This window comes from Castellaniella hirudinis, from assembly GCF_047468865.1.
Lineage (GTDB): Bacteria > Pseudomonadota > Gammaproteobacteria > Burkholderiales > Burkholderiaceae_B > Castellaniella > Castellaniella hirudinis_A.
This window is the reverse complement of the sequence record NZ_JBLGTV010000002.1, coordinates 72,302-97,007: the sequence shown is the minus strand read 5'-3', so window position 1 is coordinate 97,007 and position 24,706 is coordinate 72,302. Positions and strand designations below refer to the sequence as shown.

The following is a 24,706-nucleotide window of genomic DNA, read 5'->3' as shown; positions in this document are numbered from 1 at the left end:
GCCGTCCGACGTCTTGCGCCGCAAGCACACCGGGGTTCCGGGCGCACGGCCAGTGCCCTGTTGCCGCGTCCGATGGTTCGGGTTCTCATTGTTTTTCCATGCACACAGTCGAGCTTTCTCCTTTCCCGGTTCCGGGCGTGCGTCCCTGCACGCTGCGCGTGGCGCTGCCGCCCGGCCTGATGCCGCCCCGGGGCTGGCCGACGGCCTATGTGCTGGATCAAAAACAGTTCGATGTTATGTGCGCCGATCCCGGCGGCCTGCCCGGCTTGCTGGTGGGCCTGGGGCCGCGGGTGCCAGCGGATCGCGCTCGGGAATACGTCCCGGCGGGCTGGCAGCCGCTGCCCGGCCCGGCCGATGCCGCTTTGGCCGGGGCGCTGCCGATGGTCTCGCCGCGGCTTGTCCCGTCGCCCGCCTCGGTAGGGACGGCCCCGGCGCGCGCCGGGGCGGCGGCCTGGCTGCGTACCCTGGATCAGGCGCGCAGCCACATCGCCGGGGATTTTCGCTTGGATCCCGACCGTCAGGTGTTCTGCGGACATTCGCTGGGGGCCTTGTTTGGCCTGTATGTGCTGCTGCACCGCCCCCGGGCGTTTTCCGGCTATGTCCTGTCCAGCCCTTCGGTGTGGTGGGGCGGGCGCTATCTGGATCGCCTGCTGCGCCGCCGCCTGGCCTGGCTGTGCCGCCAGGGCGTGCCGCCCTTGGGGCTGTGGCTCAGTGTGGGCGCCCACGAACAGGGCCTGAGCCCCCGCGAGGCAAGGGATCCCGCCCTGGACGCGGCGGCGCGCCGCCAACGCCTGTCCCAGCGCCAGGCCCGGGGCATGGTCGATGGGATGCGGGCCTTGTCGGCCCGTGTTGCCGCTTGTCCCGATCTGCGGCTGCACAGCGCGGTGCTGCCCGGGCATACCCACCAGAGCGCTTCAGTGGATGCCTTGATGCCGGGCTGGCGCTGGCTGCTGGCCGCGGCCGGCGAGCCGGACGCCTGATCAATGCTATATTCTTCAATCAAGATTTATTCTCATTCTCATTATTTATCCGGCGATCTACCGCCGGATACCTGTTTTCCCGTATTTCATGGAACCCAACCGGCCGGGATCAGGCGGCCTGCTTGCCAGCCTGATTCGTCATTATGATGATCTGGTTCGCTATGTCGGACATCGCTTCGGCGATGCCGACCTGGCGCGTGATGTCGTGCACGAGGTCTGCGTCGATCTGCTGAATCGGCCGGAGCCCGCCGGCGTGCGCCAGCCACTGGCTTTTTTGCACCGGATGCTGCGCAACCGCGCGATCGACCACCGGCGCGGCGACGCGGCGCGCGGGCGATTGGCCGAAACCCTGGCGGGCGGCGCGCCCCAGGTTTGCCACGAAGACGCGGCCGCTTATTTGCGCGGGCTGGAAACCGTGGACGACCTGGCCGATATCATCTGCCGCCTGCCCGACCGGGCGCGGCAGGTATTCATTCTGCATCGCCTCTATGACATGCCGTTGGCGGCGATTGCCCGTGAACTGGATCTATCCTGCAGCGTCGTTGCCAAGCACCAGGCGCAGGCCTTGCGGCTGATCCAGGCGCGCTGGACGCCCGCGCAGGCCGCCGGCCCGGTGCGCGGCGGCTGGACGGCAAGTCCCGACTCCGTTGTCGGCGTGCCGCTGCGCTGCGGGTCGCGGGACGCCTGATGTCCCGGCCGCCAGAATCGTCGGCGGACGCCCGCCGGGCGCGCCGCCGCCCGGCCGCCGATCCCTTCATGCCCTACGAGGACGTGCTGCGGGCCCGCCTGCCGTCGCGCGAGGATGTCCTGCGCGAGGCCAAGGCGCAATCGGCCCAGCGGCGGTTGCGCCGCCGCCAGGGGGTCGCCGCCGCGTGCGTGGCGCTGTGCGCCGGGCTTTGGGTCTGGAATCCGGTGCTGCGGGAACGCACGGTCTCGGTGGCGGCGGGCGCCCCCCGGGCCTGGACTGCCCGGGACGGCACGGTGATCGCCTTGGACAGCCGGTCGGTCTTGACGCTGCAGCGTCGGCTGCGCACCCGCGATCTGCGCCTGGACGCGGGCCAGGCGGTCTTGACGGTGGCGCCGAACTGGCGGCCGCTGCGGGTGATGGCGGGCGATGCCGTGATCCGCGATATCGGCACCACCTTCCGGGTCCGGCGGGCGGGGGCGGGCGCCCAGGTGGCCGTGCTGGAAGGGCGGGTCGAAGTGTCCAGCCCCGCCGGACGGGCGGTGCTGGATGCCGGCCAGGCCGTGGATGCCGACACCCTGCGCCGAATGCCGGCCAGCGTCCCCGCGCTGGAGCGCGAGACAGCCTGGCGCGAAGGCCGCCTGCGTTTCGACGGCACGCCGTTGGCCGAGGTGCTGGCTGTGCTGGATCATTACCGCGCCGCCGCCGTCGTCTGGACAGGCGATCAGCCGCCCGATGCCGCCGCGTGGCGGCTGTCCGGCGATTACCGCATCCGGGATGTCGAATCCCTGATTGACAGTCTGCCTTTGATGATGCCGCTGCGGATCGAGCGCCGGCCGGATGGCGCGGTCTGGGTGTCGCCCCGATTAAATAGTAAAAAATAGTAACTTCATTGCCTTGTGGACGTGCGGCAAACGTCTTTGATCTGATCAGACCAATTATCAATCTCATTATTGATTTCAGGGAGTGAAGACAATGAAGACCCCCAGGAGGCCCCGACGCGGGGCCATGGCCGTATGCGCTGCCGCGCTGATCGCCGGCGGGCTGGCGGGGATGGCCGGCGCCTGGGCGCAGGCCACCGTGCTGCGCCTGGATCAGCCCGCCCAGGCGCTGGATCAGGCGCTGAATGCCCTGGCCGCCCGCACCGGCATGCAGGTGGTGTTTCCCACGGCCTTGGCCGAGGCGCGGCGCGCGCCCGCGCTGCAAGGGGATTATTCTGTGCCGCAGGCCCTGGATCGCCTGCTGCGGGGTTCGGGCCTGGAGGCTCGCATGACCGGGCCCAACCGCTACACCATCGTGCGCCAGGGGGAAGCCGCCGCCGGCGATGCGCAGGTTCTGCAGCCGGTGGTCGTGCGCGGCGTGCTGAATCCCGTCACGGAGGGGTCGGGGTCGTATGCCGCGCAGGCCAGCAATACCTCCACCCGCCTGAACCTGTCGATCCGCGAGACACCGCAGTCGGTCAGCGTGATCACGCGCCAGCGCATGGATGACCAGGGCATGACCCAGCTGGCGGACGTGGTGGACAACACGCCGGGCCTGGTGATGCCCGCCTCGGGCAATCGGGGGTCGGACACCAGCCCGGTCTATGCGCGCGGATTCCGGGTGGAAAACTACCAGATCGACGGGGTCAACCTGGTCAACAGCGGCTACAACGGGATTTTCCAGACGGCCGACATGGCCCCCTACGACCGCGTCGAGGTGATCCGCGGGGCCAACGGCCTGATGAGCGGCGTCGGGGCGCCCGGCGCCACCATCAACCTGATCCGCAAACGGCCGACGCGGGAATTCCAGGCCAATGCCAGCGTCGATACGGGTTTCTGGGATTTGTACCGAACCGAGGCGGATGTCTCCACGCCCTTGAACGCGGCGGGCACGGTGCGCGGCCGGCTGGTGGCGGCCTGGCAGAAGAATGGTTCGCACCTGGAGCGGCTGGAGGAGCGCGGCAAGACTTTGTATGGCATCGTCGAAGCCGATCTGGGCCCCGACACCCTGGCCACCCTGGGCTTTCTGTATCAAAACCAGGATGCCACCGGCCATGCGCGCGGCGGCCTGCCCCTGTTTTACAAAGACGGCGGGCTGACGGACTGGGATCGCGCCAAGTCTTCGGCCGCCCAGTGGGCCTATTCCCGGCGCCACAACCAGACGTGGTTCGCCGCGCTGGAACATCGCTTCGACAGTGGCTGGAAGATCAAGGGCACACTGGAGCACAGCACTTACCGCTATGACGAGGTGCTGGGCTATGCCGTGGGCGGCAGCGTCGACCGGGCCACGGGCGCCGGGGCGATCCTGTACACCGGCCGCTGGGCGGGCAAGCCGGAACAAAACGCCCTGGACGTTTATGCCACAGGCCCCTTTACGCTGCTGGGGCGCGAGCATGAGCTGGTGGTCGGCGCCACCGTGTCCCGCACCCGCGACAAGCCATCGCCTTACCAATCGCCCGATGGCGCGGGGTGGTTCGCGCCAACCCTGGCGGATATTTATACCTGGGACGGCCGCACCCCCGCCGAGCCCTTCAATCCCGCCGTGGGCGACATCGACAACCAGGAAAACCTGACCAGCGCCTACGCGACCGCGCGCTTCAAACCCACCGACCGCCTGTCGCTGATCGTCGGCGCGCGCATCACCAGCTGGGAAAACATCAAGGATACCGAATACGACGATGGCCGCAGCACGCACCTGGATCGCCATGAATCCGACAAACTCACGCCTTACGTCGGCCTCGTCTATGACCTGAGCGACGAGTGGTCCGTCTATGCCAGCTATACGGATATCTTCAAGCCGCAGAACAACCAGGATCCCGACGGCAACTATCTGGAACCGCTGCTGGGCCGCAGCTATGAGCTGGGCGCCAAGGGCGAGCTGCTGGATGGCGGGCTGAATGTCTCGGCGGCCCTGTTTCGCGCCCAGCAGGACAACTTCGCCGTGGTTCTGCCGGGTGTGAAGACACCCAATGGCGGCCAGGCCTATACGGCGGTGTCCGGGACGACCACCCGGGGGATCGACCTGGAAGTCTCGGGCGAAGTGCTGCCGAACTGGCAGATGGCGGCCGGCTTTACCCGGGCCTTGTCGCAGGATCGGAACGGGGCGGTCTTGAACACCAATGTGCCCCAGAACACCTTCAAGCTGTTTACCAGCTACCGCTGGCCCGGCATTGGCCAGGGCTTGACCGTGGGCGGCGGCGTGCGCTGGCAGAACAGGGCCTATACCGAGCGCACGGATCCCCTGGGCGCCCAGCGCACCCTTGAACAGGATGCTTACGCCGTGGTGGATCTGATGGCGCGCTACCAGGTCAGCCGGAGTGTCTCGGCCCGCCTGAACGTCTACAACGTCTTCGACAAATACTATCACCCCGATCCGGGCTCGACCTATTACGGCGCGCCGCGTTCGTTCCGGCTGGGCCTGGATCTGCGTTTCTAAGGCCCGAGGCCGCCCCTCTGTTTCATGAAAGGAATTCGCTTCATGCCAATACGATCTCTCCGTTTTTCTTGCCCGCCGCGCGGACGCGCGCCGATGCGTCTGGGCGTGCTGGCGCTGTGCGCCGCACTGACAGCCTGCGCCGCGCGGGGCGGCTTGTCCAGCCAGGCCGGGCCGGCCCCGGAAGCCGTTGCCGACGCCCCGGCGCGCCAGGCCGTGCTGCGCCGCGATCTGGCTCCCGGACTCTATGAACTGGTGGTGGCCGGGGGCGATGTGCTTGTGGCTTCCGCCGGGGGCAGTTTCAAGGCCGATGAAGGCGGCGCAATCTACCGCCTGGACCCGGATACCCTGGAAACCAAGGCCGTCATCCAGACCCGGCGCAAGCCCTATGGGCTGGCCTATGATGCCGCCGCGGACACGCTGTACGTGGGCAACACCTTGAATGGCATTGTCCAGGCCATTGATTTGCGGGCGGCGCAGTCGGTCGATTATCGATTGGGCCAGGCCACCGCCAAAGGCGGCTTCGAGCACGTCCGCCAGATTGCCTTGGATGAAGCGGGCGGCCGCATGTTCGTCACCAACCCCGACTCGGCGGGCAAGGTCTGGATCGTGGACTTGAAGCGCGGCGCCGTCCTGCACACGGTGTCCGATCTGCGCAAATGGCCGGCCGGCGCGGCCTACGATGCGGCGGCGAACCGTCTGTACATCGGCCAGGGCGGCGATTATGGCGTGACGGTCATCGACCCGGACAGCGGCCGGGTGCTGCGGCGCTTCACGCTGGACGGCGCCGAACCCTTCCTGGTGAATGTCGCGCTGGACGACCGGGGGGCGCGCCTGTTCGGCGCCGATGCCAACAGCGGCCGCCTGGTCGTCTTCGACACCGCGACGGGCCGTGTGCTGGCTGCGGTTGCCGTGGGTGAAAGCGCGCTGGATGTGCTGTATAACCCGGTGCGCGACGAAATCTACCTGAGCAACCGGGGGGCTTCGCGCGCTCATCCCCAGGGCACCGGCGCGATCACGGTGATCGACGGCACCACCTATGCCGTCAAGGCCCGCCATGACTTGCCGGCCCATCCCAACAGCCTGGCGCTGTCGGCGGATGGCCAGATTCTGTACGCCACGGTCAAAGGCCCGCACGACGACAAGCATCCCGCCTATCGAAGCGACAGAATGGAAAGCGTCGTGCGCATCGACCTGCGCGGGTAAGGCGACCGTGCGCATGGCGGTGTCCGGCGACGGGCGGGCGGATCGCGTCGCCCGCCGGCCTTGGTTGGGCTGGCGGGGGGCCTGGCTCATGCTGATCCTGATGGCGGGCGCGGCGGCTGTTTGGGCCGCTGTCCGGCCGGAAGCGCCCGCCTACGAAGTGGCGCGGGTCGAGCGCGGCCCGGTGCGCGCCACCGTCCATGCGCTGGGCACGCTGCGCCCCCGACGCTATGTGGATGTGGGCGCGCAGGTGTCCGGCCAGATCCAGCATCTGCACGTCCAGGCGGGCGATACGGTCGTGCCGGGGCAGTTGCTGGTGGAAATCGACGCCGCCGTGCAGCAGGCGACCGTGGCGGCGGGGCGCGCCTCGCTGGATGCCCTGCGCGCCCAGCTGGACGAGGCGCGGGCCGCCGCCGTCCTGGCGCGGGCGGATGCCGGCCGCCACCAGCGTCTGCTGCGGGCGGGGGCCACGCCGGCCCAGCAGGCGGATGCGGCGCATGCCAGCCGGTTGGCCGCCGAAGCGGCCGTCCGGCGTATCCAGGCCGATATCCGCCGCACCCGGGCGACGCTGCAAGGCGACGAGGCGCTGCTGGGCTATAGCCGGATCTATGCGCCGATTGCCGGCACCGTGGTGTCGCTGGACGCCCGGCCCGGCCAGACCCTGAACGCGGCCTACCAGACGCCGACGCTGCTGCGGATCGCCGATTTGTCCACCATGACCGTCTGGACCCAGGTGTCGGAGGCCGATATCCCGCACCTGCGCGTCGGCATGGCGACCGTGTTCACGACCCTGGCCCAGGACGGACGCCAGTGGCGCGGCACGGTGCGCCAGGTGCTGCCCATGCCGCAGGCCGAGGCGGCGGAATCGCCGGACGCGGGCGGCGCGCAGGCCGCCGGGGGGGCCAAGGCCGTGTTCTATACCGTTTTGTTCGACGTCGCCAATGTGGATCGCGCCTTGTTGCCCCGGATGAGCGCGCAAGTGGCCTTCGTCACGCGCCATGTCGAAGATGCCGTGCTGGTGCCCTTGGTGGCGTTGCAGCCTGCGGCCGATGACGCGGGGGCCGGCCTGGAATCGGATGCCGAGGCTGGCCGCACCTACCGGGTTCGGGTGCTGGAAGACGGCCGTGCCGTCCAGCGCGTGATCCGCATCGGCGCACGCGACCGCCGGGCCGCTGAAGTCCTGGACGGCCTGGCCGAGGGCGAGCACCTGATCCTGGGCGATCCGGCCCCCGAGGGCGGCATGCCGCGCTTCGTGCTGTGAGCGCCTTGATCCGCCTGGAAGGGATAGGCCGGGCTTATGGCGGCACCGACGGCGCGCCCGCCACCCGGGTCTTGCATGACGTGTCTCTCGCCATCCAGGCGGGGGAGTACGTCGCCATCGTGGGCGCATCGGGCTCCGGCAAGTCCACACTGATGCATATTCTGGGCTGTCTCGACCAGCCCGATTGCGGCGCGTACCACTTCGAAGGCCGGGATGTCGCGGCGCTGTCCGCGGATGAACGGGCCGGCTTGCGCCGCGAGGCCTTTGGCTTCGTCTTCCAGGGCTATCATCTGATCCCCACCGACAGCGCGCAGGAAAACGTCGCCCTGCCGGCCCTCTACGCGGGGGAAGATCGGGCTGGCCGCGCGCGGCGGGCCGCCGCGCTGCTGTGGCGTTTGGGCCTGGGCGAGCGCCTGGCGCACCGGCCGGCGCAACTATCCGGCGGCCAGCAGCAGCGCGTGTCGATTGCCCGGGCGCTGGTCAACGGCGGGCGCGTCATCCTGGCCGACGAGCCCACGGGTGCCCTCGACACGCGCAGCGGCGCGGCGGTCATGGCGCTGTTCGACGAACTGTCCGCGCAGGGCCACACCCTCATTCTCATCACACATGATCCGCAGGTGGCGGCCCGCGCCCGGCGGGTGGTCGAACTGCGCGATGGCCGCATCGTCGCCGATACCGCGTCCGCCGGGCCGCCCGTCGTGGCCGCCGCGCCCGCCGAGCCGGCTGCCGGGCGCGCCGATGCGAGCGGCCCGAGGCCGGCGGGTTCCGCGCCGGCGGCCGGGCGACCGGTGGCCGCTGGCCGCCCGGGCCGGGTGTCCGCCGCCCGTCCGGCCGCCGCCGCTCTGGCCGAGGCCTGGCGCGCAGCCTGGCGGGCGCTGGCGCTCAATCGTGTGCGTACCGCCTTGACGTTGTTGGGCATCGTGGCGGGGGTGGCCTCGGTCATCGTCATGTTGGCCATTGGCCGGGGCGCCAAGGAGCAGGTGGTGCGCCAGATGGGCGCGCTGGGCGCCGCCATCTTGTATGTCAATGGCAGCGTGGCGCCCGAGGGCGGCGTGGCCGGCGTCGTCACCCTGGACGACTTGGCGGCGGTCGCCGCCCTGCCGGAAGTCGCCCGCGTCATGCCGGTGATCGGCAATCCGGTCATGCTGCGCCACGGCGCGTATGCCCGTCCCGTCTACGTTGTCGCCAGCACGGCGGCCCTGCCGGCCATTCATCGCTGGCCCGTCGCCCGGGGCCGTTTCCACATCGCCGCCGAAAACCGCGAGCTGGCGCCTGTCGTGGTGCTGGGCAGCCGCTTGCGGCAACGGCTGCTGCCCGATGTGGCCGAGCCCATTGGCCAACTTGTCCTGATCGACTCGACCCCTTTCGAGGTGATCGGCGTGATGAGCGCCAAGGGGGCGGAATCGGGATCGGAAAACTACGATGACCAGGCATTTATCCCTTTCGACACGGGCCGGGCGCGCGTCTTCACCACCATTGGCGAACCGGAGTACGCCGTGGTCGAGGCCCGTTCGCCGCAAGACGCCGTGGCGGCCGAAGCCGCCATGCGCGATACCCTGCGCAGACGCCATGGCCGCGAGAGCTTCAGCATCGGCAATGCGGCCGCCAAGCTGCAGGCCGCCGCCGAGTCGCGCAATACGATGACCTGGATGCTGGGCCTGATCGCCGCCGTGTCCCTGCTGGTCGGCGGCATCGGCGTCATGAACGTCATGCTGATGACCGTGCGCGAACGCACGCGCGAGATCGGCATCCGCATGGCGGTGGGCGCGCGGCCGGGCGATATCCAGCGCCAGTTCCTGACTGAAGCCGCCCTGGTGTCCCTGTGCGGCGGTGCCGCCGGGGTCGTGCTGGGCCTGGGTGTGGGCGGCCTGCTGCTGGCGGCGGGCATTGATCTGGTGTTTTCCCTGACCGCCATCGTGGGCGCCTTTTGCTGCGCCGTGCTGACCGGCCTGGTGTCGGGGCTCATGCCCGCCCGCGCCGCGGCCCGACTGGATCCGGTGGCCGCCTTATCCGGGGAGTGATTTGTAAATAAGAACGTTTATCGTTTATATTCTCATGGATTTTTGACACATTGCAACAATCCAAGGAATTCCCCATGTCCGTTCGCAAGATCCAGGGCCGCGCCCTGCCACCCCTTGGCCTGCTCATCGCCCTGGGCCTGATCCCCGCGCCCGCCGGGGCGCAGTCGCCCGAGGGCGTCGCCCAATTGGAGCGCGTCGTCGTCAATGCCGAGCAGGAATTGAAGCAGACGCCGGGGGCTTCCACGATCACCGCCGCCGACATCCAGAAATCTCCGCCGGCCAATAACCTCGACGAGATCATCCGCACCATGCCGGGGGTCAACCTGACCGGTAATTCCTCCAGCGGCCAGCGCGGCAACAACCGCCAGATCGACATCCGCGGCATGGGCCCGGAAAATACCTTGATCCTGATCGACGGCAAGCCCGTGTCGTCGCGCGGCGCGGTGCGTTTTGGCTGGCGCGGCGAGCGCGACACCCGGGGCGACACCAACTGGGTGCCGCCGGAACAGGTCGAGCGCATCGAAGTGCTGCGCGGCCCGGCGGCGGCCCGCTATGGCAATGGCGCGGCGGGCGGGGTGGTCAACATCATCACCAAGCCGGCCGGAGACAAACTCAGCGGCTCGGTGTCCGTCTATGCCAATGCGCCGCAGCACGGCGGCGATGGGGCGACCGCCCGCAGCACCTTCAGCCTGACCGGCCCGCTTGGCGACAACCTGAATTTCCGTCTGGCGGGCAGCGCCGCCAACTTCCAGGGCGACGACTGGGACATCAACCAGGGCTATGAATCCCACCGAGGCAGCCACCCGTCGGTCAAGGATACTTTCCCCGCCGGGCGCGAAGGCTTCAAGAACCGCGCCATCAGCGGCGCATTGAGCTGGACGCCCGCCGCCGGCCACACGCTGGATTTCGAGGCCAGCTATGGGCGCGACGGCAACATCTACGTGGGCGACACGCAAAACACCAATACCAACGCCAATGTGCAGGCCCAACTGGGCAACGAAACCAACCGCATTTACCGGCAGACTTATGCCATCACCCACAAGGGCGACTGGAATCCCGACACCCATACCCTCAGCTATCTGCAATACGAATACACCCGCAATACCCGCGTGCTGGAAGGGCTGGCCGGCGGCACCGAAGGGATTTTCGCCGGCAATGATTTCGGCGACAGCAAGCTGCGCACGCTGACCGCGCACACAGAGCTGAACCGCCGCCTGGATTGGGGCGGCATCGACCAAATGGGCACGTTCGGCCTGGAATGGGTGCGCCAGGATCTGAATGACCAGGCATCGGATCTGGCCGGGCGCAATCCGTCCAACAGCAAGATGCCCGCTGTGCCTTTTGCCTACCAGCCCAAGGCGCATGCCAATATCTATTCGGTCTTTGCCGAAGACAACCTGTACATCGGCGACGACTGGACCGTCACCCCGGGCCTGCGTTTCGACTACCACAGCATCCAGGGCAGCAACTGGAGTCCTTCCCTGAACCTGTCCTATCAGGTCAACGCGCAGTGGGCGATCAAGGCCGGCATCGCCCGGGCCTATAAGGCGCCCAACCTGTATCAAAGCAATTCGGGCTACGCCCTGTACAGCGCCGGCAACGGCTGCTGGGGCAATGCGGCGGGCAGCACTACGGGCTGCTTTCTGCTGGGCAATTCGGACCTGAAGGCCGAGACCAGCATCAACAAAGAACTGGGCATCGAATTCTTCGATCCGTCCGGGCTCGGGGCCAGCCTGACGTATTTTCACAATGATTACCGCAATAAAATCGAGGCCGGCCGCACGCCGGTGGGCGATTTCGTCAACAGCCTGGGCGACGTCACCAACGTCTTCCAATGGACCAACGTGCCGCGCGCCGTGGTGCAGGGCCTGGAAGGCAACCTGACCTGGCCGCTGGCCCAGGACTGGCTGTGGTCCACCAACTTCACCTACATGATCGAGTCGAAGAACAAGGACACCGGCGAACACTTGTCCACCATCCCGAAATACACCATCAACAGCACCCTGGATTGGTCCGTGACCCCGGCCTGGTCTCTGCGCGCCAAGGCGACGGTGTATGGCGAACAGGAAGGCCCGAAATACGACTACTACGGCCATCCGCTGACCGGCAGCGCCACCGATACCGTCCCGGCCTACGCCTTGTTCGGCCTCAGTTCGCAGTACCAGGTCAACAAGCACCTGCGCGTCACCGCCGGGGTGGACAACCTGCTGGACAAGCGCATCCACCGCCGTGGCAATGCCATCGGCGTCAATCTGGGGGCCGTCAACGAAATCCAGGGGGCCGGGGCCTATACCTACAACCAGCCCGGGCGCACGTTCTACCTGGAAGTCAACAGCACGTTCTGATCGCGCCTTCGCCGCCCTCGCTTGGCCATATCGCGCCGGGGGCGGCGCCGTCCGCCGCCAGTGCCGGTGCGGGCCGTCAAGCCGCCGGGTTTTGCGCGGGCCGCCCCCTGGGGGCGGGCTGGATGCGCCGCGAGGCCTGGCGGCCCAGGTGGGCCAGGAAAATCTTTTCCCCCAAGGCCCATTGGCCGTGCAGGGCGGCTTCCAGCGACTGGGCTTGATCGGCGGCCAGGCCGGCGGCCAGGCGCTTGCGCCAAGCCGCCTGGCGCGCAAAGGGCGTGTCGCCCGCCGCCCAGAAATCCGGGTGATCCAGCAGCCAGCCGCCCTGGCGGACGGGTTCTCCCGCATGTTCCGCCGCCGAGGACCACGGCCATTGGTCGGCCTGGGCCACCCGCCCGTCGGCCACGGCCAGCGATTCGACCCACACCATGGCGGGCAGCACCCAGCGCCCCGGTTCCAGCAAGGCGTTGCGATAGCGTCCCGCCAGCACGCGGCTGCGCAGCAGCCCCGATCCCATGCGCCGCCCCAAGCCTTGCATCAGGAGTGGCAGAGCCCGGGCATCCCCGGGCGTGGCCAGCAGCACGATTTGTTCAGGCAAGACAGCCCAGGCGTGGATGGCCAGTGCCGCTGCACCGGGCGTGGCCGCTTGTGGGTTGGCGTGTGGCAGCTGCTTTGTCGCCAAAAGCCGGGTTGATTGGTTGGCACCCTGTACCGCTTCGCCCAGCCAGCGGGCAATGATATCCAGGGACTCACTGGGCGTAGCACGATCATCCCCTGCCAGAGGCCGAAAGAAACGGGCCTGGATCAGTTGAGGGATGCGCGGGGCATACAGGCGGGGCAGGCGGGCCATGGATGATGGTTTTTAAATGGCCTCGGCCGGGGAGTGAGTGGCGGCGGGTACGGCATGCATGCTGAAGTCTCCCATGGTGAAGGGGTATCTATCATCCCACAAGCGTCGATGACCGCCTATTGTCCGGCGCAGTCAGCAGAGAAGTGAGAAATTCAAACAATCGTTTGAATTTTGCCAAAAAATCAGCGACAATCGAAAGATCGGCCATTGGCACACGGCGGTTTCGCCACCAGAGCCCCGCCAGCGGATTGAATCCAGGTCTTGTGGATTCGGCCCGCCGCTACAGGCCCGCCATGCCGGGAAGCTGCCCACCCGGGATCTTCCATCATCGTGAGAGGACACCATCATGCAAACCAGTCAGTCCGCCCCCCTGTTCGTCCGCCGCGTGGCGGTGTGCGGTGCCGGGGTCATGGGCGCGCAGATTGCCGCCCATTGCGTCAACGCCGGCGTGCCGGTCGTGCTGTTCGACCTGGCCAAAGACGACGGCCACGGCGGCAAGAACGCCATCGTGGCGCGCGCCATCGCCCAGCTGAAAAAACTGAACCCCGCGCCGCTGGGCGTCAATCGCCTGGCCGATCTGATCACCCCGGCCAACTACGACGAAGACCTGGGCCTGCTGGCCGACTGCGACGTGGTGATCGAAGCCATCGCCGAACGCCTGGACTGGAAACGCGACCTCTATCACAAGCTGGCCCCGGCCCTGAATCCCCAGGCCATCGTCGCCAGCAATACCTCGGGCCTGTCGATTGCCGCCCTGGCCGAAGCCCTGCCCGAGACCCTGCGCCATCGCTTCTGCGGCGTGCATTTCTTCAACCCGCCGCGTTATATGCCGCTGGTCGAACTCATTCCCACGGCCGATACCCAGCCCGACCTGCTGGATCACCTGGAAACCTTCCTGGTGTCGCAGCTGGGCAAGGGCGTGGTGCGCGCCAAGGACACGCCCAACTTCATCGGCAACCGCATCGGCGTGTTCGGCATCTTGTCGGTTTTCCATCATACCCAGGCCTTCGACCTGCCCTATGAATTGGTGGACGATTTGACCGGCACGCGCCTGGGCCGGGCAAAATCCGGCACCTACCGCACGGCCGACGTGGTGGGCTTGGACACCCTGGCGCACGTCATCCACACCATGCAGGAACAACTGCCCAACGATCCCTTCCATGCGCATTTCGGCGTGCCGCCCGTGCTGGCGGCCCTGATCGAAAAAGGCGCCCTGGGCCAAAAGACCAAAGCCGGCTTCTTCAAGAAAGCAGGCAAGGAGATTCTGCGCCTGGATCCGAAAGCCGGTGAATACGTGCCCACGGGCGAAAAGGCCGACGATGAAGTCAAGGCCATCCTGAAAGAACGCGACCCGGCCAAGCGCCTGCAGGCCCTGCACGATTCCGATCATCCCCAGGCCCAGTTCGTCTGGGCGGTGCTGCGCGACACCTTCCATTACAGCGCCGTGCACCTGGGCGACATCGCCGACAGCGCGCGCGAACTCGACCAGGCCATGAAATGGGGCTTTGGCCACAGCTTCGGCCCCTTTGAAATCTGGCAGGCCGCCGGCTGGCAGCGGGTGGCGGGCTGGATCAACGACGACATCGCGGCGGGCAAGACCCTGGCGTCCGCCCCGTTGCCCGCCTGGGCCACCAGCGGCCCGGTGTGGGACAAGCAAGCCGTGCATACGCCGGAAGGCTCGTTCTCTCCAGCCAAAAATGCCTTTGTGCCGCGCAGCGCGTTGCCGGTTTACCAGCGTCAAGTGGGGGCGCCGCGCCTGGTGGGCGAAGGCCCGGCCATCGTGCCCCAGGTCGTCTACGAAAACGACGCCGTGCTGTGCTGGACCCTGCCCGCACCGCATCCCCAGGACGTGCTGATCACGTCCTTCAAGACCAAGATGCACACGCTCAGTCCCGATGTGGTGCGCGGCGTGGTGCATGCGGTGGATCTGGCCGAGCAAGGCTACAAGGCCCTGGTCATCGGCCAGCTCGAAGACCCGTTTTCCGCCGGGGCCGATCTGAAAGCCATGCTGCCCGCCTTCATGACGGGCGGCGTCAAGGCGGTTGAACCGATTCAGGCGGAGATGCAGGACATGGTGCTGCGCCTGCGCTATGCCCAGGTGCCGGTGGTGGCCGCCGTGGCGGGCCTGACGCTGGGCGGGGGCTGCGAACTGTCCGTGCATTGCGCCCGCCGCGTGGCGCACCTGGAAAGCTACATCGGCCTGGTTGAAGTCGGCATCGGCCTGGTGCCGGGGGCGGGCGGCATTACCTACAGCGCCCGCCGGGCGGCGGAAGTCCAGGCCCAATCGGCCCCGGACGCCCCGCTGCTGGCCTATGTGAAAAACTTTGTCCTGGCCGTGGCCACGGCGCGGGTGTCCAAATCCGCCCTGGAGGCCCGCGAAATCGGCTATCTGCGGGATTCCGATCCCATCGTCATGAACCGCCACGAACTGCTGTACGTGGCCGTGCGCGAGGCCGCCAATCTGGCCGAACAGGGCTACCGTCCGCCGCTGCCCGCCCGCTTTCCGGTGGCGGGGCGCGACGCCATTGCCACCTTGCGTGCCCAGCTGGTGAACATGCACGTGGGCGGGTTTATCACTGATTACGACTTCCACATCGGCCTGACGGTCGCCACCGCCATTTGTGGCGGCGATGTGGATCCCGGCAGCCTGGTGGACGAGGCCTGGATGCTGAAACTGGAACGCCAGGCTTTCCTGGGGCTGCTGGCCAACCCCAAAACCCAAGAACGCATTGCCGGGCTGCTGCAAACCGGCAAGCCCGTGCGCAATTAAGGAGACTTACGATGACTGCTTTGCAACAAGCTTATATCGTCGCGGCAACCCGCACGCCCATCGGCAAGGCCCCGCGCGGCATGTATGCCCACACCCGGCCCGATGAATTGTTGGCCAAGGTCATCCAGGGCGTGCTGGCCCAGGCGCCCAGCCTGGATCCGGCCGCCATCGAGGATGCCATCGTCGGCTGCGCCATCCCCGAAGGCCCCCAGGGGCTGAACGTGGCGCGCATCGGCGTGCTGCTGGCCGGCCTGCCCCAGTCCGTGGGCGGGGTCACGGTCAACCGCTTTTGCGCGTCCGGCCTGACCGCCGTGGCCATGGCCGCCGACCGCATCCGCGTGGGCGAAGCCGACGTCATGCTGGCCTGCGGCACCGAATCCATGAGCCAGGTGCCCACAATGGGCATCAATACGTCGTTCAGCCCCGATGTCTACCTGAATGACGACAATATCGGGATCGCCTACGGCATGGGAGCCACCGCCGAACAGGTCGCCGAGCGCTGGGATATTTCCCGCGCCGACCAGGACGCTTTCGCTCTGCGCTCGCACCAGCGCGCCCTGGCCGCCCAGCAGTCGGGCGAATTCACCGACGAAATGCTGCCGGTGGACATCGTGCGCCGGGTGCCGGATCTGGCCACGGGCGAAGTCCGCGAAACCCACCGCACCGTCACCCTGGACGAAGGGCCCCGGGCGGATACGTCCCTGGAAGCCCTGGCGCGCCTGCGCCCGGTGTTTGCCGCCAAGGGCAGCGTCACGGCGGGCAACAGCTCGCAGACGTCCGACGGGGCCGGCGCCCTGCTGGTGGTGTCCGAACGCGCCCTGAAAGAACACAACCTGACGCCGCTGGCGCGCTTCGTGTCCTTCGCCGTGCGCGGCGTGCCGCCCGACATCATGGGCATCGGCCCCAAGGAAGCCATTCCCGCCGCCTTGAAAAAAGCCGGCCTGACCCTGGATCAGATGGGCTGGATCGAGCTGAACGAAGCCTTTGCCGCGCAGTCTCTCGCGGTCATCCGTGACTTGGGCTTGAACGAGGACGTGGTCAACCCCCTGGGCGGCGCGATCGCCCTGGGCCACCCGCTGGGGGCCACCGGCGCAATCCGCTCGGCCACCACTATCCACGGGCTGCGCCGCCGCAACCTGCAGTACGGCATGGTCACCATGTGCGTGGGCTCCGGCATGGGGGCGGCGGGCATCTACGAGCGCTGCTGATCGCTCGGCGGCCTGGCCCGCCTGGCGGTGCCTGGGGGGCGGGTCAGCCAAATGGGGCGGTATGCTTTTATACTGCGCAGATGCCCACGAACGCCCCTCCCGCCTCCCCGATGGATATTGCCCCTTTGACGACGCTGCCCGAGTGGCGGCGTTTCGTGCAGGCGGCCCAGGCCTGTCCCGGCCAGGCCGATGGCCTGGATCTGATCGAGGCCCCCGGCCTGACGCTGGATGCCAGCGGCCAACGCCATGCGCCCGCGCTGCTGGCCGCCGGTCAGGCGCTGCTGCAGGCGCGCGGCTTCGACGCGCAGCGCCGCCGCCTGCTGGCGGGCGGCATCGTCAATGTCACCGAGCACCGCGCCGCCTGGCATACGGCGCTGCGCGCGCCCACCGCCCCGGACGATGTGCAGGCCGAACGCGACCGCATGGACGCCTGGGTGCGCCGGGCCGATGCCGAACGCCGCTGGCGGCACATCGTGCACATCGGGATCGGGGGGTCGGACTGGGGCGTGCGCCTGGCGGTGTCGGCCTTTGGCTATGCGGGCACCTGGCGCGAGGCCCGTTTCGTGGCCAATATCGACGGCCATGCCATCGAAGGGGGGCTGGCCGGGCTGGATCCGCGCGACACCCTGGTGGTGCTGGTCAGCAAATCCTTCACCACCACCGAGACCCTGGAAAACGGCACCCGGGCGCGTGAGTGGCTGCGGGCCGCCGGGCTGGATCCCGCCCGGCACATGGTGGCGGTCACGGCCCGCCCGGATCGGGCGCACGCCTGGGGGATTGCGCCCGCGCATGTTTTCCGTTTGTGGGACTGGGTGGGGGGGCGGTTCTCCGTCTGGTCCGCTGTCAGCCTGACCACCGCCCTGTCGGTGGGGGCCGATGTCGTGGCCGGGCTGCGCATGGGGGCGGCGGCCATGGACGCGCATTTCGCCCAGGCGCCGCTGGCCGTCAACGCGCCCGTGCGCATGGCGCTGGCGGGGATCGTCAATCGCAGCATCCTGGGGCAGGGGTCGCTGAATATCGCGCCATACGATTCGCGTCTGGTCAATTTGGTGCCCTATGTGCAGCAGCTGGACATGGAATCCCTGGGCAAGTCGGTAGACCTGTCGGGTCGCCCGGTGGGGGTGCCCACGGGGCCGGCGGTGTGGGGCATGCCGGGCACTGATGCCCAGCATACGTTTTTCCAGTGGATGCACCAGGGCAGCGATGGCGCGCCGGTGGATTTCATCCTCTGCAGCCAGGCCGACCACCACTGGCCCAGCCATCACCGCCAGTTGCTGGCCAATTGCCTGGCCCAGCGCGAGGCCCTGATGCGCGGCAAGACGCTGGATCAAGCCCGGGAAGAATGCCTGGCCGAGGGCCTGGCCCCCGCCCAGGCGGCGGCCTTGGCCCCCCATCGGGTTCACCCGGGCGGGCGGCCCAACCACTTGATCGTCCTGCCGCGCCTGTCGCCATATGCCTTGGGGGCGTTGCTGGCTTTGTACGAACACCGGGTCTTTACCCAGGGCGTCGTCTGGGGCATCGACCCCTTCGACCAGTGGGGGGTGGAATACGGCAAGGTGCTGGCGCGCGGGATCGTCCAGGCCCTGTCGCCGGATGCGGACGCCGCCGCGGAGGCGTCCGCCCACGACGCCTCCACGCGCCACTGGATCGGGCTGCTGCGGGGCTGACACGGCCGGGCTGGCGATTTTCCGGCAAAATGGGCGGCCCGTCCCCAAATCGCGGGCGATTCGGTATATTGGTTCTTTGCCCTCGCACCGTCGATGGGCGCGGCAGTAACGGAGTCTCCATGACGGATTTGATCGAAATCACCCCGGCGGACGGGGTGCAGGTTTCCCTGGTTTATGCCACGCCGGACAATCTGGTGGGGCGGCCCGTCTATGCGCCCGGGGCGCGCTGCGCCTTGCGCCCGCCGGCGGCGGACTGCCTGCGGCGGGCGGCGTCGGCGGCGCACCGCGCGGGCCTGATGCTGGTGGTCTACGATGCCTACCGGCCCGCTGCGGCTCAGGCGGTGTTCTGGTCGGCCCTGCCCGATCCGCGCTACGTGGCCGACGCCGCGCAGGGATCCAACCATACCCGGGGGGTGGCGGTGGACGTGGCTTTGCTGGAAGCCACCGGCCAGCCGCTGGACATGGGCACGGATTTCGACGACATGCGCGATCAATCCCACCACGACCGCGACGACCTGCCGCCCGAAGTCCAGCGCAACCGCCACCTGCTGCTGGGCATCATGCTGCAGGCCGGTTTCCACTCGATCCCCACCGAGTGGTGGCACTACGAGTTGCCCAATGCGCAAGAATATGCGTTACTGCCCGAGAGTGATATGGTCCGGGTGTACCAGACACACTGAATCCACGACACCCTTCATCTGAAAGACGGAGACACCATGCAATCCATGATTCAGACTCGCCTGTGCCGCGCTTTGATGGCCGTCCTGCTGGGTGCGGGGGCGCTGGCCTGGTCCGCCGGGGCCTGGTCCGCCACCCCCGCCGACACCCTGGTCATCGGCAAGCCGGCCGACCCCCAGACGCTGGATCCGGCCGTCACCATCGACAATAACGACTGGACGGTCACCTACCCGGCCTATCAGCGCCTGATGCGCTACAAGCAGGTGGACGGCAAGGGCTCCACCGAAGTCGAAGGCGACCTGGCCGCCAGCTGGACGGCCTCGCCCGATAACCTCGTCTGGACCTTCACCCTGGCCGATGGCCAGCAGTTTTCCGATGGCTCGCCGGTGGACGCCGAGGCCGTCAAACTGTCTTTCGAGCGCCTGTTGGCCAAAAAGCAGGGGCCGTCCGAAGCCTTCCCCGCCGATCTGCAAGTCGACGTCATCGACCCCAAGACCGTGCGCTTCACCCTGAAACAACCGTTTGCGCCGTTTTTATATACCCTGGCCAATAACGGGGCGTCCATCGTCAATCCCAAGGCCATGCAGCGCGACGACGCCGATGCCTGGCTGTCGGGCAACACGGCGGGTTCCGGCCCCTACCAGTTGGTGTCCTGGCAAAAGGGCCAGGCCCTGACGCTCGAACGCAACCCGCACTATGCCGGGACCAAAAAGCCCATCCTGGATAAGTTCGTCGTCAGGATCGTGCCCGAATCCTCGGCGCGCCGGCTGCAGCTGCAAAAAGGCGACCTGGACGTCGCCGAAGAACTGCCGGTGGATCAACTGCAGGCGCTGAAGCAGGATAAGGCCGTGCAGGTGGCCGAATTCCCGTCCTTGCGGGTCACGTATCTGTACCTCAACAATGCGACGGGCCCGCTGCAAAGCGCGGATTTGCGCCATGCCGTGGTGGATGCGCTGGATTACAACGGCATTGTCGACGGCATCATGATGGGCCAGGCTAAGCCCATGCGCGGCCCCATCCCCGAAGGCATGTGGGGGCACGACGACAGCCTGCCGCAGCCCGCGCAGGATGTCGCGGCCGCCAAGGCGCTGGTGGACAAGGCCGGCGGGGTCAAGACCCCGCTGATGCTGCGGTATTCCACCCAGGATCCGGCCTGGGAACCCATCGCCCTGACGGTGCAGGCCAACCTCGCCCAGGTCGGCATTCCGGTCAAGCTCGAAAAACTGGCCAACGCCACGCTGCGCGAAAACCTGGGCCAGGGCAATTTCGATATTTCCATCGGCAACTGGAGCCCGGACTTCGCCGACCCCTATATGTTCACCAGCTATTGGTTCGACTCCGATAAAAAGGGCCTGGCGGGCAACCGATCCTTCTATGCCAACCCCCAGGTGGATCAATGGCTGCGCGAGGCCGCCACGCTCAGTGACCAGAACCAGCGGGTCGTTCTGTATAAAAAGGTGCAGGATCAGGTCATGCGGGATGCCGCCTATGCCTACCTGTACCAGAAGAACTACCAGGCGGGGCTGGGGGCCAATGTGCAGGGCTTCGTCTTCAACCCCATGCTGGAACGCGTCTTCAACGTCGCCGACATGAGCAAATAGGCTGGGCGGCGGCATGCGGGGCACGTGGCTGCCGGTCGTGGGCCGGCGCCTGTTCAGTCTGGTCTGGGTGGTGCTGGGGGTATCTCTCATCACCTTCACCATTTCGCACCTGGTGCCCGGCGATCCGGCGCGCCTGATCGCCGGCGACCGCGCCACGCCGGAAATCGTCGCCCACATCCGCGCGCAGCTGGGGCTGGATTTGCCCCTGCCCCAGCAATACCTGCGCTACATGGGGCAATTGCTGCAGGGCGATCTGGGCATCTCCATCCGCACCCATCGGCCCGTGCTGCAGGATTTGGCGGCGTATTTCCCGGCCACCCTCGAACTCGCCCTGGTGGCGCTGTGCCTGGCCACGCTGCTGGGCATTCCGTTGGGCGTGCTGTCGGCGGTGTACCGCAACCGCTTCGTCGACCATATCGCCCGCACCGTGGCCGTGGCCGGGATTTCCACCCCGGCCTTCTGGCTGGGCCTGGGGCTGATCGTCATTTTCTATGGCCAGCTGGGCTGGTTGCCCGGCGGGGGACGTCTGGCCCAGGGGATGGCGCCGCCGCCCGCCGTCACCGGCCTGTACCTGATCGACGCCGCCCTGGCGGGCGAATGGGCCGTGTGGCGCAGCGCCTTGCGGCACATTCTGCTGCCCGCGCTCACGCTCAGCTTTGTACACCTGGGGGTGGTGGCGCGCCAGGTGCGGTCGTCCATGCTCGAACAGCTTGCCGAAGACTACATCCGCACTGCGCGCGCCTATGGCTTGTCGGCCTGGGCGGTGGTGCTGCGCCACGCCCTGCCCAATGCCATGATTCCTTCGGTCACGGTGCTGGGGCTGGCGCTGGGCGATTTGCTGTACGGGGCCGTCCTGACCGAAACCGTGTTCAGTTGGCCCGGCATGGGGGCCTATGTGGTGGATTCCATCCAGGCGCTGGATTTTCCCGCCGTCATGGGGTTTGCCGTGGTGGTGTCCTTCGCTTATGTGCTGCTGAATCTCTTGATTGACCTGGCCTACCGCTGGCTGGATCCGCGCATCCGGGGGGTCGGATGACGTACTTTCTCTATCAGCTGCGCCGCAGCCCGTTGATGCTGGCCGGGTTGCTGATCCTGCTGGCGGTGTGTCTGGCCGTGGGGCTGGCGGGCTGGATCGCCCCCTACGATCCCGACCAGATCAATCTCGTCCAGCGCCTGGCGCCGCCTTCGGTCCAGCACTGGTTCGGCACGGACGAAGTCGGGCGCGATATCTTCAGCCGGGTGTTGTATGGCGGCCGGCAGTCCATCGGCGTCGGGCTGTTCGTGGCCCTGTGCGCCAGCGTGACGGGGGCCGTCGTGGGCTGTTTTTCCGGCATTCTGGGGGGGCGGCTGGATGGCCTGATCATGCGCGCCATGGATGTCGTCCTGTCGGTGCCGTCGCTGGTGCTGATCATGGCGCTGGCCGCCGCCCTGGGGGCCAGCCTGTTCAATGCCATGCTGGCCATTACCGTGGTGCGCATCCCCTTTTATGTGCGCCTGGCGCGCGGCCAGACCCTCGGCATCCGCGAAATGGCCTATGTGCAGGCCGCCTGGACGTTCGGCGCCACGCGCCGCCATGTGGTGCGCTGGCACGTCGTGCGCAATGCGGCCTCGCCCATCGTGGTTCAGGCTACGCTGGACGTGGGCGGTGCCATCCTCATGGCCGCCGCGCTGGGCTTTATCGGCCTGGGGGCGCAGCAGCCCACGGCCGAATGGGGGGCCATGGTGGCCACGGGGCGCAACTACTTGCTGGATCAATGGTGGTACACCGTGATGCCCGGCTGTGCCATTTTGATCACCGCCCTGGCCTGCAATCTGGTGGGCGACGGCGTGCGCGACATGCTGGACCCGAAATCCAGGGTGAAATAATGCCGCCGGAACCCATTCTCGACATCCAGAATCTTTCATTGGCCTTTCCGGTGTTCGGCGGGACGGTGCAGGCGCTCAACGGCGTCAGCCTGCGGGTGCTGCCGGGCGAGATCGTGGGTGTCGTGGGCGAGTCCGGCTCGGGCAAGTCGGTCACCGCCATGACGGCCCTGCGCCTGTTGCCGCCCGGCGGCTATCGCGTCCTGCAAGGCTGCGCGCGCCTGAAGGGCGAGGATGTCCTGGCGGCGCCCGAGGCCGTCTTGCGCCAGTGGCGCGGCCGGCGCGCCGCCATGATTTTCCAGGAGCCCATGACCGCCCTGAACCCCACGCGCCGGATCGGCGACCAGATGGCCGGCGTGCTGCGGGTGCACCAGCGCGGCCTGGGGCGGCGCGAGGCCCTGGCGCAGGCCGAATCCCTGCTGCGCGAAATGATGATCCCCGATCCCGCCCAGGTGCTGCGGGCCTATCCCTTCGAGCTGTCCGGGGGGATGCGCCAGCGCGTCATGGTGGCCATGGCGTTTTCCTGCCAGCCGGATCTGCTGATTGCCGATGAACCCACCACGGCCCTGGACGTCACGGTGCAGCGCCAGGTGCTGCAGCTATTGCGCCATCACGCCCGCGCCCGCAAGACGGCCATTTTGTTCATCACGCACGACATGGCCGTGGTCTCGCAGCTGTGCGACCGGGTCTACGTCATGTATGCCGGCGCCGTGGTCGAGCAAGGCCCCACGCGGGATGTCCTGCGGGATCCGCGCCATCCTTACACCAAGGGTTTGCTGGATGGCTTGCCGGAAGGGGCCGAGCCCGGCGCCGCCCTGGCGGCCATCCCGGGCCAGGTGCCGGATCTGCGCCACCCCCCGGCGGGCTGTTTGTTCTACGACCGCTGCGCTTATGCCGACGCGGCCTGTCGGGTGCGCCCCACGCTGCATCCGCTGGCCGCCGCGTCCGACGCCGCGCCGGGCGGCATTGCGCCGGCTGGCGCCGATCCGCGCCACGATGGCTCCGCCCCCGGTTCGATGGGCGGGGATCGCCAGCTGGCGTGCTGGCATCCACTGCCCGGAGGCGGGATATGAGCGGCGGCGGATCGGCGCAGGCCCTGGCCCTGGATGTCCAGGGCCTGCGGGTGCGCTTTCCCGTCCTGCGCGATTGGCGCGGCCGCGTGGCGCAGTCCGCCCATGCGCTCAATGGCGTCGATCTGCAGGTGCATCGCGGCGAAGCCTTTGGCATCGTGGGTGAATCCGGCTGCGGCAAAAGCACGCTGGCCCAGGTGCTGATGGGCCTGCTGCCCCTCAGCGCGGGCGCGGTGCGGCGGCCCGCGCGGGCGGATGGCGCGCCCGTCAATATCCAGATTGTCTTTCAAGACCCGCAATCCTCGCTCGATCCTCGGCTGCCCGCGTGGCGGGTCATCGTCGAACCCCTGGTCGTCCGGGCGCGCGGGACGGCGGCCGGCCGGACGCCGGAACTGCGCGCCCGCGCCGCCGAATTGGCCGCGCAGGTGGGGCTGCGGCCCGAGACCCTGGGCCGCTATGTGCATGAGTTTTCCGGCGGCCAACGCCAGCGCATCGCGATTGCCCGGGCCTTGTCGTCCGGGCCCGATGTGATGGTGCTGGACGAGCCCACTTCGGCGCTGGATATTTCCGTCCAGGCGCAGATTCTCAATCTCCTGCGGGATTTGCGCCGCCGGCATGGACTGACGTATATTCTGATTTCTCACAATGTCTCGGTCGTGCGCCATCTGTGCGACCGGGTCGCCGTCATGTACCTGGGGCAGATTGTGGAACAAGGCCCCACGGCCGCTGTGCTGCGCACGCCGCGCCACCCTTATACCCGCGAACTGCTGGACGCCGTGCCCCGGCTGGATCGGGCATGGCGGGACGATGGCCCGCCGGCATCGGTCGAGCTGCCCGGCAACCGGGTGCTGCCGTCCGGCTGTTTCTTCCGGGATCGCTGCCCCTGGGCGACGGCGGGCTGTGAGCAGCCGCAGGCCTGGTATGCCCGGCCCGATAGCCCCGAGCACCCGTTCCGCTGTCATGTGGCCGTGTCGCGCGATGACTGAACCGCAGTGCCGCCGGCGTCTTGCCGACGCCCACCGGCACGCGTGTCATCTATCCTCGGCGTCTTTGTGAAAAAAACCGCCGATACGGGACACTGAAGCCAAACACG

18 protein-coding genes are annotated in these 24,706 nt (G+C 67.9%); 17 read left to right on the top strand and 1 reads right to left on the bottom strand.

The annotated features are described in order from the left end of the window. Positions 1–98: 98 nt before the first annotated feature. From ACMHYJ_RS03965 to ACMHYJ_RS03930, 8 genes are all read left to right on the top strand, one after another. Positions 99–980, top strand: coding sequence for a serine aminopeptidase domain-containing protein (locus ACMHYJ_RS03965; RefSeq protein ID WP_414244916.1), 882 nt, complete (start codon positions 99–101; stop codon positions 978–980). 88 nt (positions 981–1,068) lie between these two features. Beyond that, positions 1,069–1,668, top strand: coding sequence for an RNA polymerase sigma factor (locus ACMHYJ_RS03960; RefSeq protein WP_414244915.1), 600 nt, complete (start codon positions 1,069–1,071; stop codon positions 1,666–1,668). Beyond that, entirely contained in the window at positions 1,668–2,549 is an 882-nt protein-coding gene (locus tag ACMHYJ_RS03955) for a FecR family protein (RefSeq protein WP_414244914.1), read from the top strand. Before ACMHYJ_RS03960 ends, ACMHYJ_RS03955 begins: the two co-directional genes overlap by 1 nt. A gap of 124 nt (positions 2,550–2,673) precedes the next feature. Then, positions 2,674–5,082, top strand: coding sequence for a TonB-dependent siderophore receptor (locus ACMHYJ_RS03950; RefSeq protein WP_414244913.1), 2,409 nt, complete (start codon positions 2,674–2,676; stop codon positions 5,080–5,082). A gap of 42 nt (positions 5,083–5,124) precedes the next feature. Then, positions 5,125–6,285 carry a YncE family protein gene (locus ACMHYJ_RS03945; RefSeq protein WP_414244912.1) on the top strand — a complete coding sequence of 387 codons (1,161 nt, stop codon included), beginning with the start codon at positions 5,125–5,127 and terminating at the stop codon, positions 6,283–6,285. Between the two features lie 13 nt (positions 6,286–6,298). Beyond that, positions 6,299–7,543, top strand: a complete 1,245-nt coding sequence (locus ACMHYJ_RS03940; RefSeq protein ID WP_414244911.1) for an efflux RND transporter periplasmic adaptor subunit — start codon at positions 6,299–6,301, stop codon at positions 7,541–7,543. After that, complete coding sequence (locus ACMHYJ_RS03935; RefSeq protein ID WP_414244910.1) at positions 7,540–9,564, top strand: ABC transporter permease; 2,025 nt, start codon at positions 7,540–7,542, stop codon at positions 9,562–9,564. The genes ACMHYJ_RS03940 and ACMHYJ_RS03935 overlap by 4 nt, the downstream gene beginning before the upstream one ends. Positions 9,565–9,638: 74 nt before the next feature. Continuing rightward, positions 9,639–11,909: a TonB-dependent siderophore receptor gene (locus ACMHYJ_RS03930; protein ID WP_414244909.1), complete on the top strand. Its 2,271-nt coding sequence runs from the start codon at positions 9,639–9,641 to the stop codon at positions 11,907–11,909. 76 nt (positions 11,910–11,985) lie between these two features. On the opposite strand, the gene ACMHYJ_RS03925 is transcribed toward ACMHYJ_RS03930, so the two are convergent. Further along, complete coding sequence (locus ACMHYJ_RS03925; protein WP_414244908.1) at positions 11,986–12,756, bottom strand: hypothetical protein; 771 nt, start codon at positions 12,754–12,756, stop codon at positions 11,986–11,988. A gap of 346 nt (positions 12,757–13,102) precedes the next feature. On the opposite strand from ACMHYJ_RS03925, the gene ACMHYJ_RS03920 reads away from it, so the two are divergent. The 9 genes from ACMHYJ_RS03920 to ACMHYJ_RS03880 all read left to right on the top strand — a co-directional run bounded on the left by ACMHYJ_RS03920 (position 13,103) and on the right by ACMHYJ_RS03880 (position 24,599). After that, positions 13,103–15,526, top strand: a complete 2,424-nt coding sequence (locus ACMHYJ_RS03920) for a 3-hydroxyacyl-CoA dehydrogenase/enoyl-CoA hydratase family protein (RefSeq protein WP_414244907.1) — start codon at positions 13,103–13,105, stop codon at positions 15,524–15,526. Positions 15,527–15,537: 11 nt separating this feature from the next. Continuing rightward, positions 15,538–16,734 carry an acetyl-CoA C-acyltransferase gene (locus tag ACMHYJ_RS03915; protein ID WP_414244906.1) on the top strand — a complete coding sequence of 399 codons (1,197 nt, stop codon included), beginning with the start codon at positions 15,538–15,540 and terminating at the stop codon, positions 16,732–16,734. 80 nt (positions 16,735–16,814) lie between these two features. Further along, positions 16,815–18,401 carry a glucose-6-phosphate isomerase gene (gene pgi, locus ACMHYJ_RS03910; RefSeq protein WP_414244905.1) on the top strand — a complete coding sequence of 529 codons (1,587 nt, stop codon included), beginning with the start codon at positions 16,815–16,817 and terminating at the stop codon, positions 18,399–18,401. 119 nt (positions 18,402–18,520) lie between these two features. Continuing rightward, positions 18,521–19,081 carry a D-alanyl-D-alanine dipeptidase gene (gene ddpX / locus ACMHYJ_RS03905; protein WP_414244904.1) on the top strand — a complete coding sequence of 187 codons (561 nt, stop codon included), beginning with the start codon at positions 18,521–18,523 and terminating at the stop codon, positions 19,079–19,081. A gap of 36 nt (positions 19,082–19,117) precedes the next feature. Beyond that, positions 19,118–20,680 carry an ABC transporter substrate-binding protein gene (locus tag ACMHYJ_RS03900; RefSeq protein WP_414244903.1) on the top strand — a complete coding sequence of 521 codons (1,563 nt, stop codon included), beginning with the start codon at positions 19,118–19,120 and terminating at the stop codon, positions 20,678–20,680. A 13-nt stretch (positions 20,681–20,693) separates the two neighbouring features. Then, a complete protein-coding gene (locus ACMHYJ_RS03895; RefSeq protein ID WP_414244902.1) occupies positions 20,694–21,716 on the top strand; it encodes an ABC transporter permease in 1,023 nt (340 codons plus the stop codon). Continuing rightward, entirely contained in the window at positions 21,713–22,546 is an 834-nt protein-coding gene (ddpC, locus tag ACMHYJ_RS03890; RefSeq protein WP_414244901.1) for a D,D-dipeptide ABC transporter permease, read from the top strand. The genes ACMHYJ_RS03895 and ddpC overlap by 4 nt, the downstream gene beginning before the upstream one ends. Further along, entirely contained in the window at positions 22,546–23,616 is a 1,071-nt protein-coding gene (locus tag ACMHYJ_RS03885) for an ABC transporter ATP-binding protein (protein WP_414244900.1), read from the top strand. The genes ddpC and ACMHYJ_RS03885 overlap by 1 nt, the downstream gene beginning before the upstream one ends. Further along, positions 23,613–24,599, top strand: coding sequence for an oligopeptide/dipeptide ABC transporter ATP-binding protein (locus ACMHYJ_RS03880; protein WP_414244899.1), 987 nt, complete (start codon positions 23,613–23,615; stop codon positions 24,597–24,599). The genes ACMHYJ_RS03885 and ACMHYJ_RS03880 overlap by 4 nt, the downstream gene beginning before the upstream one ends. Positions 24,600–24,706 lie beyond the last annotated feature (107 nt).

Bases quoted from the DNA above. Each gene is read 5' to 3' on its own strand.
- ACMHYJ_RS03965 (WP_414244916.1), top strand. From the start codon at position 99: ATGCACACAGTCGAGCTTTCTCCTTTCCCGGTTCCGGGCGTGCGTCCC.
- ACMHYJ_RS03960 (WP_414244915.1), top strand. From the start codon at position 1,069: ATGGAACCCAACCGGCCGGGATCAGGCGGCCTGCTTGCCAGCCTGATT.
- ACMHYJ_RS03955 (WP_414244914.1), top strand. From the start codon at position 1,668: ATGTCCCGGCCGCCAGAATCGTCGGCGGACGCCCGCCGGGCGCGCCGC.
- ACMHYJ_RS03950 (WP_414244913.1), top strand. From the start codon at position 2,674: ATGGCCGTATGCGCTGCCGCGCTGATCGCCGGCGGGCTGGCGGGGATG.
- ACMHYJ_RS03945 (WP_414244912.1), top strand. From the start codon at position 5,125: ATGCCAATACGATCTCTCCGTTTTTCTTGCCCGCCGCGCGGACGCGCG.
- ACMHYJ_RS03940 (WP_414244911.1), top strand. From the start codon at position 6,299: ATGGCGGTGTCCGGCGACGGGCGGGCGGATCGCGTCGCCCGCCGGCCT.
- ACMHYJ_RS03930 (WP_414244909.1), top strand. From the start codon at position 9,639: ATGTCCGTTCGCAAGATCCAGGGCCGCGCCCTGCCACCCCTTGGCCTG.
- ACMHYJ_RS03925 (WP_414244908.1), bottom strand. From the start codon at position 12,756: ATGGCCCGCCTGCCCCGCCTGTATGCCCCGCGCATCCCTCAACTGATC.
- ACMHYJ_RS03920 (WP_414244907.1), top strand. From the start codon at position 13,103: ATGCAAACCAGTCAGTCCGCCCCCCTGTTCGTCCGCCGCGTGGCGGTG.
- ACMHYJ_RS03915 (WP_414244906.1), top strand. From the start codon at position 15,538: ATGACTGCTTTGCAACAAGCTTATATCGTCGCGGCAACCCGCACGCCC.
- pgi (WP_414244905.1), top strand. From the start codon at position 16,815: ATGCCCACGAACGCCCCTCCCGCCTCCCCGATGGATATTGCCCCTTTG.
- ddpX (WP_414244904.1), top strand. From the start codon at position 18,521: ATGACGGATTTGATCGAAATCACCCCGGCGGACGGGGTGCAGGTTTCC.
- ACMHYJ_RS03900 (WP_414244903.1), top strand. From the start codon at position 19,118: ATGCAATCCATGATTCAGACTCGCCTGTGCCGCGCTTTGATGGCCGTC.
- ACMHYJ_RS03895 (WP_414244902.1), top strand. From the start codon at position 20,694: ATGCGGGGCACGTGGCTGCCGGTCGTGGGCCGGCGCCTGTTCAGTCTG.
- ddpC (WP_414244901.1), top strand. From the start codon at position 21,713: ATGACGTACTTTCTCTATCAGCTGCGCCGCAGCCCGTTGATGCTGGCC.
- ACMHYJ_RS03885 (WP_414244900.1), top strand. From the start codon at position 22,546: ATGCCGCCGGAACCCATTCTCGACATCCAGAATCTTTCATTGGCCTTT.
- ACMHYJ_RS03880 (WP_414244899.1), top strand. From the start codon at position 23,613: ATGAGCGGCGGCGGATCGGCGCAGGCCCTGGCCCTGGATGTCCAGGGC.